Source organism: Pseudomonas sp. B21-010 (assembly GCF_024749325.1).
Classification (GTDB): domain Bacteria; phylum Pseudomonadota; class Gammaproteobacteria; order Pseudomonadales; family Pseudomonadaceae; genus Aquipseudomonas; species Aquipseudomonas kilonensis.
In genome coordinates this window covers 1,540,563-1,552,773 of the sequence record NZ_CP087198.1, presented here as the reverse complement: position 1 = coordinate 1,552,773, position 12,211 = coordinate 1,540,563, and the positions used below count along the sequence as shown (strand labels likewise).

Below are 12,211 nucleotides of genomic sequence, written 5' to 3'. Positions count from 1 at the left end.
AGCAGTAGCCTCTGTGGGAGCAAGGCTTGCCCGCGATGAATACGCCACGATAGTGCAGGCTCACCGCGTTATCGTTCATCGCGAGCAAGCTTTGCTCCCACAGGCTTGTGCTGGCAGCGAATTTTCAGCCCAGCACCACCAACCGATTCGGCAGTTCATTGCGTTCCTGGGTCACGGGCACGTGCTCCTTGAGCAATTCGCCGCACGCTTCGATGCAGGTCACGAAACCCTGCAAGGTCTGCCCCTGGCGAACCTGCTGGGTGAACGCTGCGACGATGGCATCCCAGCATTTGTTGTCCAGGCGCTTGGAAATGCCTTCGTCCACCAGGATTTCCACGTACCGCTCAGCCTCGCAGACAAAGATCAGTATCCCCGTGCTGCCCACCGTGTGGTGCAGGTTCTGTTCGAGGAATTGCCGGCGCGCCAGGTTGGAGGCCCGCCAGTGACGCACGGAACGGGGGATCAGGTGCGTGGTGATCCTGGGGATGCGAAACACCAGGCACAGCACAATGAAACTGACCCACTGCACCAGCAACAGGCTGTGCATCGTCAACCAACCGGAGAGGTAATGGACCACACCGGGCACCACCAGGGCCAGCAGGCTGGCCCATAACAGCGGGATATAGGCGTAGTCGTCGGCACGGGCGGCCAGCACCGTGACCAGTTCAGCGTCGGTATACCGCTCGACCCGGGCGATGGCCTCGGCGACTTTGCGTTGTTCGTGTTCAGTCAGTAATGCCATGTTAAAAGTGCCTGCTCATTATTATTATCACCAGCCGCCCGACGAACCGCCGCCCCCGAAACTGCCACCGCCACCACTGAAGCCCCCGCCGCCTCCGCCGCCGAAGCCTCCACCGGAACCGCCCGAACGGCTGGAGCCACCGCTTCCGGTCGGCAGGATACCGAGCATCTGGCAGACCCATATCATCAAAATAAACAGTATCACCAGGAAGATGAACAGCCCGGGATGGCGCTCGACGAAATCACTCGGCTCCTGCTGCCCGTGCGCACTGTACGCCGGTGCCGGCTCGTCCAACGGGCTGCCGCCCAGCACCACCAGCATCGCCGCGACGCCGTCGCTGATGCCTTTGTTGAAGTTGCCGGTCTTGAAAGCCGGGGTGATCACCTGGTTGATGATCACCGAACTCTGCGCATCGGTCAGGCGATCCTCCAGGCCGTAGCCCACTTCGATGCGCAGTTTACGGTCATCCCGAGCGACGATCAGCAGTGCGCCGTTGTTTTTATCCTTCTGCCCGATGCCCCAGTGGCGCCCCAGTTGATAACCGAAGTCTTCGATGCTGCTGCCTTGCAAATCCGCCAGCGTGACCACCACTACCTGTTCGCCGGTGGCCTGTTCATGGGCCTTGAGCTGCGCTTCCAGTTGCGTGCGCACCGAGGGTTCGAGCATCTGGGCGGCGTCCACCACCCGCCCGGTCAATGCCGGAAACTTCAGCTCGGCCTGGGCCGTGATGGCAAACACCCAGAGCAACAGCACCAGGCCAAATTTCAACACGCGCATTGGAACTCCTGTGTGGGAGCGAGCGGGTGTGGGAGCTGAGCTTGCTCGCGATGAAGGCACCTCGGTCTTGCTAATGACCGCGTTATCGTTCATCGCGAGCAAGCTTTGCTCCCACAGGCTCGCTCCCACAGTTTTTTCAGAACTTCACTTCAGGGGCTTTTTCGGCATTGGGGCTGGTGGCCTCGAAGGTTTCGCGGATCGGCAGGTCGCTGTACATCACGCTGTGCCACAGGCGCCCCGGGAACGTGCGAATTTCGGTGTTGTACTTCTGCACGGCCAGGATGAAGTCGCGGCGGGCCACGGCGATGCGGTTCTCGGTGCCTTCAAGCTGCGATTGCAACGCCAGGAAATTCTGGTTGGCCTTGAGGTCCGGGTAACGCTCGGACACCACCATCAACCGGCTCAACGCGCCAGTCAGCTGGTCCTGGGCCTGCTGGAACTGCTTGAGTTTTTCCGGGTTGTCCAGGGTGCTGGCATCGACCTGGATCGACGTCGCCTTGGCCCGCGCTTCAATCACCGCGGTCAGGGTTTCCTGCTCGTGCTGGGCGTAGCCCTTGACGGTTTCCACCAGGTTGGGAATCAGGTCGGCGCGGCGCTGGTACTGGTTCTGCACCTGGCCCCAGGCGGCCTTGGCCTGTTCGTCCAGGGTCGGGATGTTATTGATGCCGCAACCGGCCAGCAACGTGGTGAGCAGCATCAGGGCCAGCATCGGCAAGCTGCGAAGGTGGTTCAGTCGTGGATTCATCGGGTGGAGCTCTCCGTTGCATGACATTGGAAAAACACGGCCACCTATCTCACCGGCGCCTGGGGCATAATCTGCCGCCGCACTGGATTGAAACGGGTCGATGGGCTAAAAGATGCGCAGTGCGAAACTAAGTTCAGCCCAATGGGTTCGAAAGTGTGCTGCATTTAACTGAACAACAATAGCCGCTCCTCACATTTTGGCTGACCGGCGTGTCCTGATTACCGCCCTTTAGGCTTGCGAGAAAATTATTCATGAAGAAGCTGTGTTTGCTGGGCCTGTTTGTCAGTCTGGCCAGTCAATCCGTATTAGCCGACAACCTGCCAGCCCCCATAGAGAACAAGGACGCCTTCATCAGCCACCTGATGAAGCAGATGACCCTCGAAGAGAAGATCGGCCAATTGCGCCTGATCAGCATCGGCCCGGAAATGCCCCGGGAGATGATTCGCAAGGAAATCGCCGCCGGCAACATCGGGGGCACGTTCAACTCCATCACGCGCGATGAAAACCGTCCGATGCAGGACGCGGCCATGCGCAGCCGGTTGAAGATCCCGATGTTCTTCGCCTATGACGTGATCCACGGCCACCGCACGATTTTCCCGATCCCCCTGGCCCTGGCCTCGAGCTGGGACATGGACGCGATCTACCACTCCGGCCGCATCGCGGCCCAGGAAGCCGCGGCCGACAGCCTGGACATCACCTTTGCGCCGATGGTCGACATTTCCCGCGACCCGCGCTGGGGCCGCACCTCCGAAGGTTTCGGCGAGGACACCTACCTGGTGTCGCGCATCGCCGGGGTGATGGTCAAGGCGTTCCAGGGCAACGGCGCCAACGCGGCCGACAGCATCATGGCCAGCGTCAAGCACTTCGCCCTGTATGGCGCAGTGGAAGGTGGCCGGGACTACAACACCGTGGACATGAGTCCGCTGAAAATGTACCAGGACTACCTGCCACCCTACCGCGCCGCCATCGACGCCGGGGCCGGTGGGGTGATGGTCGCGCTGAACTCCATCAACGGCGTGCCGGCCACGGCCAACACCTGGCTGATGAACGACCTGCTGCGCAAGGAATGGGGGTTCAAGGGCCTGGCGGTCAGTGACCACGGCGCCATTTTCGAACTGATCAAGCACGGCGTTGCCAAGGACGGTCGCGAAGCGGCGAAACTGGCGATCAAGGCCGGCATCGACATGAGCATGAACGACTCGCTCTATGGCAAGGAACTGCCAGGGTTGCTCAAGGCCGGTGAAATCGAGCAGAGCGACATCGACAACGCGGTGCGCGAAGTGCTCGCGGCGAAATACGACATGGGCCTGTTCAAGGACCCGTACCTGCGCATCGGCAAGGCCGAGGACGACCCGGCCGACACCTACGCCGAAAGCCGCATGCACCGCTCCGACGCCCGTGATGTGGCGCGCCGCAGCCTGGTCCTGCTGGAAAACCGCAACCAGACCCTGCCCCTGAAGAAGACAGCAAAAATCGCCCTGGTCGGCCCGTTGGCCAAGGCTCCGATCGACATGATGGGCAGTTGGGCCGCGGCCGGGCGTCCTGCGCAATCGGTCACCCTGTTCGACGGCATGACCCGCGCCCTGGGCGCTGACTCGAAGCTGATCTACGCCCGTGGCGCCAACATCACCGGCGACAAGAAGGTGCTCGACTACCTGAACTTCCTCAACTTCGATGCCCCGGAAGTGGTAGACGACCCGCGTCCGGCCCAGGTGCTGATCGACGAAGCGGTAAAAGCCGCCAAGGATGCCGATGTGGTGGTGGCCGCCGTGGGTGAGTCCCGTGGCATGTCCCATGAATCGTCGAGCCGTACCGACCTGAACATCCCGGCCAGCCAACGCGAACTGATAAAGGCCCTGAAGGCCACCGGCAAGCCGCTGGTGCTGGTGCTGATGAATGGCCGTCCGCTGGCGTTGCTGGACGAGAAGCAGCAGGCCGATGCGATCCTGGAAACCTGGTTCAGCGGCACCGAAGGCGGCAACGCCATCGCTGATGTGCTGTTCGGCGACTACAATCCGTCGGGCAAGCTGCCGATCACCTTCCCACGCTCGGTGGGGCAGATTCCGACCTACTACAACCACCTGAGCATCGGCCGGCCGTTCACGCCAGGCAAGCCGGGCAACTACACCTCACAGTACTTCGATGACACCACCGGCCCGCTCTATCCGTTCGGTTACGGCTTGAGCTACACCGAGTTCAGCCTGTCGGACATGGCCCTGTCGTCGACCACGCTGAACAAGACCGGCAAGCTCGATGCCAGCGTGACGTTGGAAAACACCGGCAAGCGTGACGGCGAAACCGTGGTGCAGCTGTACATCCAGGACGTGACCGGCTCGATCATTCGCCCGGTGAAGGAACTGAAGAACTTCCGCAAGGTGATGCTCAAGGCCGGCGAAAAGAAAGTCATCCACTTCACCATCACCGAAGACGACCTGAAGTTCTTCAATGCCCAACTCAAGTACGCGGCAGAGCCGGGCAAGTTCAACGTGCAGATCGGCCTGGATTCCCAGGACGTGAAGCAGCAGAGTTTTGAGTTGCTCTGATCCCCAGGCAACACAAACCCCATGTGGGAGCGAGCTTGCTCGCGATAGCGGCTTAACATTCAACTCAGATGTTGAATATCAGACCGCCATCGCGAGCAAGCTCGCTCCCACAGTTGTATCTGGGTGTTCGGGCTAGCCGCGTCGATCCAGCAAGTTCACCACCACCCGATCCACCAACCCCCACAACCGCTGCTTGAAGCGCTTCCACAATGGCCGGCGCTGCCAGGCGTCGAGGCTGACTTGCAGGCTCTGGGTGAAGTCCCGCTCGAAACTGGCCGCCACTGCACTGCTGAGCCTGGAATCCAGGGCTTCGAGGTTGGCTTCCAGGTTGAAGCGCAGGTTCCAGTGATCGAAGTTGCAGGAGCCGATGCTGACCCAGTCGTCCACCAGCACCATCTTCAGGTGCAGGAAACATGGCTGGTATTCGAAAATCTGCACGCCAGCCTTGAGCAATCGCGGGTAGTAACGGTGCCCGGCGTAGCGCACGGACGGATGATCGGTGCGCGGGCCGGTCAGCAGCAGGCGCACATCGATGCCGCGGGCGGCGGCCTTGCGCAAGGAACGGCGCACGTTCCAGGTCGGCAGGAAATACGGCGTCGCCATCCAGATGCGTTTCTGGCCGCTGTTCAATGCCCGCGACAGCGATTGCAGGATGTCGCGATGCTGGCGGGCGTCGGCATACGCCACCCGACCCATGCCCTCGCCCACTGGCGGTACGCGCGGCAGGCGCGGCAAGCCGAAGTTGGACGCCGGTTTCCAGGCTCGCCGATGGCGGTTGGCGAGCCACTGGCGGTCGAACAGCAACTGCCAGTCGAGCACCAGCGGGCCGACGATTTCCACCATCACTTCGTGCCACTCACTGCGGTCGTCGAGGGGGTTCCAGAATTCATCGGTCACCCCAGTGCCGCCGACCACGGCCAGGCGTTGGTCCACCAACAGCAGCTTGCGGTGATCCCGGTAAAGGTTGCGCACCCAGCGACGCCAGCTCAGGCGATTGTAGAAACGCAACTCCACCCCGGCCTCGGTCAGACGCTTGCGCAGGGCCAGGGTAAACGCCAGGCTGCCGTAGTCATCGAACAGGCACCGCACGCGAACGCCACGCTCGGCGGCCTGCACCAGCGCCTGGACCATCGCCTCGGCGCATGTGCCCGCCTCCACCAGATAGAGTTCCAGCTCGACCTGTTCCTGGGCACGGGCGATTTCCACCAGCATGCGCGGGAAGAACTGCGGGCCATCGATCAACAGCTCGAAGCGATTGCCTTCACGCCAGGGAAATACCGGGCCGCTCATGTCAGCGCGCCGTGAAGATCAGCACCGCATTCACCGGCACCGAGAGGCTGATGGCCGACAACCCGGCCAGGTTTCGCAGCTTTTCCAGCCCCGGTGCCAGATCGAAATCCGCCGCGTTGAGCACCACCGGTTCCAGTGTCACCACTTGGAAGCGGCGTTCGTCCAGGCGCGTCGCCAGCAGTTCGACGTTGTATTCGTGCTGCTTGCCGTGCAGGTTCACCGTCAGCGGCAGGCGCAATTCCAACTGCGCGCCGCTGGCCAGGTCCTGGATCGGCGCCAGGTCGATCTTGGCGGTGACGGTGGCTTCGGCAAACTGCTTGATCTCGAACAGCTCGGCCCGCATGCGCTCATCGCGCAGGGGAATGCCGCTGTTGACGGACTCCAGCTCCACTTCCAGGCGCGCCAAGCCCTCGGGCTGGACTTGACCGTGCAGCACCAGGAAACGCTGGACCTCGGAAACATTGCCGTTTTTGCTACTGATAAACGACAGCCGCGACGACTCGCCGTCCAGGTACCAGTCGGCCTGGGCTGGCAGCGCGGCGCAGGCCAGCAGCAAGCTGGCGGCAGCGTGAGGGAAAAACCGCTTGAACATACACACTCGGAGGGTAGATAAACCTGTGGCGAACCTTAACCGGGCCGAGGGCGCTTGCAAACTGTCTGTTGCAACAACGATCAGGAATACAGAGAACCTGAGATGAAGGGGTTTATCTGTGGGAGCAAGGCTTGCCCGCGATGGCGGCCTCAAGGATGCCATCGCGGGCAAGCCTTGCTCCCACAGGCCTTGTTGCCAACGGTTAGTTCAGGGCACCAACCGACACCCCTTCCGCTCCCCCATCCACCGCGCGCTGTTGCTACGCCCCAACCCGCTGACGGTGATGCGTTTCGCTTCAGCGGTCTCGAGAAATTCGCTGATAGGCACCGACTGCTTCACATAGCCACGGCAGTAGTCCGCCGATTGCTCCATCACATAGCGGCATGAGCAATATTCCTTGGCGGTGTAGGCGCTGATGATGTCGGGGAAGGCCCGCAATGCCACCCGCTCCAGCCAGACCCAAGTGAACAGGGCGATGAGCAGCATCGACAACAGGGTAAGCAACACTCTGCGCTTCATGGCTGCACCGTCCCGGTGAACGCCTCCATGGCGCGCTTGAGCAGTTCGTTATGGCGATAGCTGCCGTCGCGGTCGTCGCCGTAGCGCACGATCACCAGTTTGGCGCTGGGGATGACGTACAACGCCTGGCCCCAATGACCCAACGCGGCAAAGGTATCCGGCGGCGCATCGGGCCAAGGCTGGATTGCCGGATCGGCGGCGCGGTTGAGCCACCAATGCCCGCCGGGCACGGCTTCGTCCTGGCCGGCCTGGAAGTGGGCAAAAGGTTGGCGATTGAACGCGACCCATGCCTTGGGTAGCAGTTGCCGTTCGCCCCAGCGACCGTCCCGTTGCATCAACAACCCGACACGCGCCAGGTCTCGCGCGGTGAGGTAGGCATAGGACGATCCCACGAACGTGCCGCTGGCGTCGGTTTCCCAGATGGCGTGGCGGATACCGAGGGGCTCGAACAAGGCCGTCCAGGGGAAGTCGGGGTAGCGCACCGGGCCGACGATGGTTTTCAAGGCCGCCGCCAGCAAGTTGCTGTCACCGCTGGAATAACGGAACGCCTGCCCCGGCGGGCTGGCGCTTTCATGCTGCGCAGTGAACGCCGCCATGTCATGACGCCCGCGGGTATAGAGCATCGCCACCACCGAAGAGTTGAGCGGCGCGTATTCGTAGTCTTCCTGCCAATCCAGGCCCGAGGCCCAGTGGAAAAGATCGGCCAGGGTCAGGCCCGGGTGCCGGCTCAGTGGTGGGTAGTACTTGGCGGCCGGGTCTTGCAGGCCAAACAGCTTTTCCCCGTAGGCCACGCCAAACACCGTCGCCAGCAGGCTTTTGCTGATGGACCAGGTCAGGTGCGGGGTCTGGGCAGTGGTCGGCCCGGCGTAGCGTTCGTAGACCAGCCGACCGTCCTGGATCACCAGCAGCGCATCGGTGCGGATGCCTTCGCGGCTCGCATCGTCCCGGGGCGGGAAGGCGTATCGCTCCAAGGCTTCGATGGCCGGCCCGCTCGGGGTCGGGCCACTTGGCCATTGCTCGCCGGGCCAGTCTTCGGCGTGGGCGCTCAGGTTGAGCAACAGCAGCGGGATCAGGAACCAGCCTTTGGACATGCTCGGGGCTCGCAGGATTGAACCTTCAGAGCCTATTCAGACTTGATGACAGTTTCGAGGCTTGTGTGCTCCCCTGTGGGAGCGAGCTTGCTCGCGATGGCGGTTTGTCAGTCGCCATATGCTTAGCTGACACTCCGCTATCGCGAGCAAGCTCGCTCCCACAGGGGGCAGTCGCTTGAGGGACTAGCCCAACGCCTTGGCCAGCCGCTTGGCCCGCGCCCCCGCTCCAATCTCCATCACCCCTTTATCCCGTGTCCACATCTCGCGCCACGCCGCAGGTCCGGCGGCCAGGGCAACGTTGAGTTCGCCGTCGAGCCCCTGGAACTGAGCGAACAACCCGCCCAGCAGCACGTGCCCGGCAGCGCTGGACGGGTTATGCCGACTCACCTGCGCGCAGCCGGCGAGCAACGCCAGCAGGCGCAATTGCAACGCCTGGGGCCAGGCACATTCCTGCCCGACGCCATACAACCAGGCAGTCATCGCGCTGAGCACATAAAGGTCTTCCAGGGTGCGGAACGGTTTGACGTAGGCGTCCCAACCGTCGCCTGCCAGCAACTCGCACAACGCGCCGTCGAGCAGCACGCGGCCATGGCTGATGTCCGGCATCAGGGCAATGGCGGGGAGTTTTTCCAGGGTCACGCCGGGCTCGCCCGCATAGGCCACTGCCAGGTTCAGCCGTGGCGTTTCACCGGGTGCTTCGCAGCGAGCGGCAATCAACAGCCACTCGGCGGCATCGCCCGCGGTGACGAAATCCTTGCGTCCGCTCAGGCGCAAGTCGTCGAGGCGGGTTTGCATGTCCGCCGGGCGCAGGCTGCGCTGTTCGGTGGCACACAAGGCGCCGAGGCTCTGCGGCGCACTGGGCCAAAGCACCCGCAGCGCCGCCTGATACCCCACCAGGAACGCCAGCCCCGGTGTCGCCATCAACCGCGCTCCGGTTACGGCCAGCTCGAACGGCGTCACCGGCCCCAGGCGTTGCAACAACGCGGCATAACCTTCGGCCAGGTCCGGATGGGCGGGCAGGCGCTCGCCGCGTTCGATCAGGGTGTGCCAGGGCATGGGGAGCTCCTCGAGGGCTGTCATATAAGCATCACCAAAGCTTCATGGCGATGACACCGGGGCTACATAGCCTGACTTTGCACAACATGGCTGCATAAAGAAAGTCGATTGGCTGCAACTGAACAGCCCGCACGGAGATTCGCTATGACCCAGATCGCCCGCATCAGCGACACCGGCAATGAACGCCGCCTGCAAGCCGAACGCCTGATCGGCGCCCAAGCCTTGCAAGAAGCACAGGCCCTGCGTTTCAACGTCTTCAGCGGCGAATTCAACGCCAAGCTCAAGGGCGCGGAAATGGGTCTGGACATGGATGACTATGATGTTCACTGCGCCCACATCGGCGTACGCGACCTGAACACCGGCCGCCTCGTGGCAACCACTCGCCTGCTCGACCACCAGGCCGCCAGCAGCCTGGGTCGGTTCTACAGCGAAGAAGAATTCAGCCTCCACGGCCTGGTCCATCTCAAGGGCCCGATCCTGGAAATCGGCCGTACCTGCGTCGACCCGGCCTATCGCAACGGTGGCACCATCGCGGTGCTCTGGGGCGAGCTGGCCGAAGTCCTGAACGAAGGCGGCTACAGCTACCTGATGGGCTGCGCGAGCATTCCGATGCAGGACGGCGGGATCCAGGCCCAGGCGATCATGCAGCGCCTGCGCGAACGCTACCTGTGCACCGAACACCTGCAAGCCGTACCGAAAAAACCCTTGCCGACCCTGGACGTGCCGTCCAACGTCATCGCCGAGATGCCACCGCTGCTCAAGGCCTACATGCGCCTGGGCGCGAAGATTTGCGGCGAGCCGTGCTGGGACGAGGATTTCCAGGTGGCCGACGTGTTCATCCTGCTCAAGCGCGACGAGCTCTGCCCGCGCTACGCCCGCCACTTCAAGGCAGCGGTCTGATGAGCCGGCTGCGGGTGTACGCGCGAATCGCGCGAGTATTGCTGGTGGTGGCGCTGGGCCTGAGCATGGCCAGTGTCTTCGGTCTGTTCGAACGCCTGGGGATCGCCAACTCGATGGTCCGCCGCCAGCGCTGGTCGCGGTTCTTCATGGCACGGCTGAGCCGTGCCCTGCCCTTTTCAGTCACCGTCCACGGTCACCTGCCGCAACGGCCGATGCTGTGGGTCAGCAACCATGTGTCCTGGACCGACATCCCGTTGCTGGGGATGCTCACGCCACTGTCGTTCCTGTCCAAGGCCGAAGTGCGCACCTGGCCGGTGGCCGGATGGCTGGCAGCCAAGGCCGGCAGCCTGTTTATCCGGCGCGGTTCGGGTGACAGCCAATTGATCCGCAAGCAGATGAGCCGCCATCTGGAACAGGCCCATTCGCTGTTGATGTTCCCCGAAGGGACCACCACCGATGGCCAGACCTTGCGCACCTTCCACGGTCGCCTGCTGTCAGCGGCCATCGACGCCGATGTCGCGCTGCAGCCGGTGGCGATCCGTTACCTGCGCAACGGTGAACCGGATTCGCTGGCACCGTTCATTGGCGATGATGATTTGCTGTCGCACCTGATGCGCTTGTTTGCCAATGATCGGGGTGAGGTGGAAATCCATCTGCTGGAACCGATTGCCTGCCACGGCCAGGAACGCGCGGCACTGGCATTCCAGGCGCAACAGGCGGTGCACAAGGCATTGTTCGGGGTGCTTCCAGAGAAACAGCAAGCGCCGATGCGACCTGCTGCGATTGCGGCCTGATCCGATCTCAGCGCAGCCCCCCTTGTGGGAGCGAGCTTGCTCGCGATAGCGGCTTAACATTCAGCAGATGCGCTGGCTGATACTCCGCTATCGCGAGCAAGCTCGCTCCCACAATTAGTCCTGCGGCGTGACTTGGTTTTGAGCAAAATCCTGCAGCTGTGGGTAGAACAACCGAAAATCCTCGTTCAACGGCTCATAGAGCCTGATCAGCTCCGGCATCGCCCCGGCCAGTTCCTCGGGCCGGGACAGCCGGCGGGAAATGCCGCGCAGCACCTGCCCAAGCACCTCGAACTCCTGATAAGACCCCAGCCAGTCATCCGCCGCCATATGCGGTGCGATGTGCGCCAGGCGCCCCGGCAACTGCGGTTCGGTGCCGAGCACCTGGTACACCCGGGCCGTGAAATCCACCAGCGGCCCTTCGCCGTACAACGCCCAGTCCCGGGCCAGGCAGTGGTCGAAAAACACGTCGAGCACGATTCCGGCATAGCGCCGTCGCACCGTGGAAAAGCGCGACAGGGCGATGTCCACCAAGGGATGGCGGTCGGTGTACATGTCAATGCGCCGATGCAGGGCAATCGCCGCTTCGATCCGTGGGTCGTAGAGCCCTTGCAGCGGTCCCTTGACGAAATCGCCATAGAGACTGCCGAGCAGTTGTTCCCGGCCAGGGCCGCCGAGGTGCAGGTGCGCGAGATAGTTCATGGCCCGCAGCTTAGCACCACCCCGCCAATATCGTTATAACCCGATATAGCGATTTGTTCGGCATTCAGATCAAATCCATATTTGTATATCGTGAAATAACGATTTAAGGTTCGTTCCATCGCGATATAGCGTTTTATCAACCCCGAGCTTGCCACCCATGACCCTTGACCTCGACGAAATAATAAAAGCCCTGGCGCACCCAGTACGGCGAGACATCCTCAACTGGCTCAAAGACCCCAAGGTCCAGTTCCCGGAACAGTTGCACAACCACGAATTCGGCATTTGCGCCGGACAGATCGACCAGCGTTGCGGCCTGTCGCAATCGACGGTGTCTGCGCATTTGGCGGTGTTGCAACGGGCGGGGCTGATCACCAGCCAGAAGGTCGGTCAATGGCACTTCTTCAAGCGCAACGAGGAAGTGATCCAGCAGTTCCTCAAGCAAATGAGCCAAGAGCTCTGACCT

The 12,211-nt window shown here is 62.4% G+C and carries 13 protein-coding genes; 4 read left to right on the top strand and 9 right to left on the bottom strand.

Annotated elements, in window-relative coordinates; translation table 11 throughout:
- Nucleotides 1-124 precede the first annotated feature (124 nt).
- From LOY50_RS06825 to LOY50_RS06815, 3 genes are all read right to left on the bottom strand, one after another.
- Nucleotides 125-742, bottom strand: coding sequence for a TPM domain-containing protein (locus LOY50_RS06825; RefSeq protein WP_253472157.1), 618 nt, complete (start codon nt 740-742; stop codon nt 125-127).
- A 27-nt stretch (nt 743-769) separates the two neighbouring features.
- Nucleotides 770-1,519 (bottom strand): YgcG family protein, encoded by a 750-nt coding sequence (locus tag LOY50_RS06820; RefSeq protein WP_258690522.1) that lies wholly within the window; start codon nt 1,517-1,519, stop codon nt 770-772.
- A 136-nt stretch (nt 1,520-1,655) separates the two neighbouring features.
- On the bottom strand, nt 1,656-2,264 hold the full coding sequence (locus LOY50_RS06815) for a LemA family protein (RefSeq protein WP_003198691.1): 609 nt from the start codon (nt 2,262-2,264) through the stop codon (nt 1,656-1,658).
- Nucleotides 2,265-2,515: 251 nt separating this feature from the next.
- Here LOY50_RS06815 and bglX point away from each other — a divergent pair, with 251 nt between their 5' ends.
- Nucleotides 2,516-4,807: a beta-glucosidase BglX gene (gene bglX, locus LOY50_RS06810; protein WP_258690521.1), complete on the top strand. Its 2,292-nt coding sequence runs from the start codon at nt 2,516-2,518 to the stop codon at nt 4,805-4,807.
- Between the two features lie 132 nt (nt 4,808-4,939).
- Here the strand turns inward: bglX and LOY50_RS06805 are convergent, their stop codons facing one another.
- From LOY50_RS06805 to LOY50_RS06785, 5 genes are all read right to left on the bottom strand, one after another.
- Nucleotides 4,940-6,097 carry a phosphatidylserine/phosphatidylglycerophosphate/cardiolipin synthase family protein gene (locus LOY50_RS06805; RefSeq protein WP_258690520.1) on the bottom strand — a complete coding sequence of 386 codons (1,158 nt, stop codon included), beginning with the start codon at nt 6,095-6,097 and terminating at the stop codon, nt 4,940-4,942.
- 1 nt (nt 6,098) lies between these two features.
- Complete coding sequence (locus LOY50_RS06800; RefSeq protein ID WP_214512127.1) at nt 6,099-6,689, bottom strand: YceI family protein; 591 nt, start codon at nt 6,687-6,689, stop codon at nt 6,099-6,101.
- Nucleotides 6,690-6,896: 207 nt separating this feature from the next.
- Complete coding sequence (locus LOY50_RS06795; RefSeq protein ID WP_258690519.1) at nt 6,897-7,208, bottom strand: amidase; 312 nt, start codon at nt 7,206-7,208, stop codon at nt 6,897-6,899.
- Entirely contained in the window at nt 7,205-8,299 is a 1,095-nt protein-coding gene (locus tag LOY50_RS06790; RefSeq protein ID WP_258690518.1) for a serine hydrolase, read from the bottom strand. The genes LOY50_RS06795 and LOY50_RS06790 overlap by 4 nt, the downstream gene beginning before the upstream one ends.
- A 183-nt stretch (nt 8,300-8,482) precedes the next feature.
- Nucleotides 8,483-9,355, bottom strand: coding sequence for an acyl-CoA dehydrogenase family protein (locus LOY50_RS06785; protein WP_253472145.1), 873 nt, complete (start codon nt 9,353-9,355; stop codon nt 8,483-8,485).
- Between the two features lie 144 nt (nt 9,356-9,499).
- Here LOY50_RS06785 and olsB point away from each other — a divergent pair, with 144 nt between their 5' ends.
- Entirely contained in the window at nt 9,500-10,255 is a 756-nt protein-coding gene (gene olsB, locus LOY50_RS06780) for an L-ornithine N(alpha)-acyltransferase (RefSeq protein WP_003198679.1), read from the top strand.
- Nucleotides 10,255-11,049, top strand: a complete 795-nt coding sequence (locus LOY50_RS06775) for a 1-acyl-sn-glycerol-3-phosphate acyltransferase (RefSeq protein WP_253472143.1) — start codon at nt 10,255-10,257, stop codon at nt 11,047-11,049. Before olsB ends, LOY50_RS06775 begins: the two co-directional genes overlap by 1 nt.
- Nucleotides 11,050-11,163: 114 nt before the next feature.
- Here LOY50_RS06775 and LOY50_RS06770 read toward each other — a convergent pair whose 3' ends face one another.
- Nucleotides 11,164-11,748, bottom strand: coding sequence for an ACP phosphodiesterase (locus LOY50_RS06770; protein ID WP_258690517.1), 585 nt, complete (start codon nt 11,746-11,748; stop codon nt 11,164-11,166).
- Between the two features lie 157 nt (nt 11,749-11,905).
- On the opposite strand from LOY50_RS06770, the gene LOY50_RS06765 reads away from it, so the two are divergent.
- The gene (locus tag LOY50_RS06765; protein WP_003198672.1) at nt 11,906-12,208 is read left to right on the top strand and encodes a helix-turn-helix transcriptional regulator; all 303 of its coding nucleotides are present in this window, start codon (nt 11,906-11,908) and stop codon (nt 12,206-12,208) included.
- Nucleotides 12,209-12,211: the final 3 nt, after the last annotated feature.

Bases quoted from the DNA above. Each gene is read 5' to 3' on its own strand.
- LOY50_RS06785 (WP_253472145.1), bottom strand. From the start codon at position 9,355: ATGCCCTGGCACACCCTGATCGAACGCGGCGAGCGCCTGCCCGCCCAT.
- LOY50_RS06825 (WP_253472157.1), bottom strand. From the start codon at position 742: ATGGCATTACTGACTGAACACGAACAACGCAAAGTCGCCGAGGCCATC.
- LOY50_RS06815 (WP_003198691.1), bottom strand. From the start codon at position 2,264: ATGAATCCACGACTGAACCACCTTCGCAGCTTGCCGATGCTGGCCCTG.
- LOY50_RS06770 (WP_258690517.1), bottom strand. From the start codon at position 11,748: ATGAACTATCTCGCGCACCTGCACCTCGGCGGCCCTGGCCGGGAACAA.
- LOY50_RS06820 (WP_258690522.1), bottom strand. From the start codon at position 1,519: ATGCGCGTGTTGAAATTTGGCCTGGTGCTGTTGCTCTGGGTGTTTGCC.
- LOY50_RS06775 (WP_253472143.1), top strand. From the start codon at position 10,255: ATGAGCCGGCTGCGGGTGTACGCGCGAATCGCGCGAGTATTGCTGGTG.
- olsB (WP_003198679.1), top strand. From the start codon at position 9,500: ATGACCCAGATCGCCCGCATCAGCGACACCGGCAATGAACGCCGCCTG.
- LOY50_RS06790 (WP_258690518.1), bottom strand. From the start codon at position 8,299: ATGTCCAAAGGCTGGTTCCTGATCCCGCTGCTGTTGCTCAACCTGAGC.
- LOY50_RS06805 (WP_258690520.1), bottom strand. From the start codon at position 6,097: ATGAGCGGCCCGGTATTTCCCTGGCGTGAAGGCAATCGCTTCGAGCTG.
- bglX (WP_258690521.1), top strand. From the start codon at position 2,516: ATGAAGAAGCTGTGTTTGCTGGGCCTGTTTGTCAGTCTGGCCAGTCAA.
- LOY50_RS06795 (WP_258690519.1), bottom strand. From the start codon at position 7,208: ATGAAGCGCAGAGTGTTGCTTACCCTGTTGTCGATGCTGCTCATCGCC.
- LOY50_RS06765 (WP_003198672.1), top strand. From the start codon at position 11,906: ATGACCCTTGACCTCGACGAAATAATAAAAGCCCTGGCGCACCCAGTA.
- LOY50_RS06800 (WP_214512127.1), bottom strand. From the start codon at position 6,689: ATGTTCAAGCGGTTTTTCCCTCACGCTGCCGCCAGCTTGCTGCTGGCC.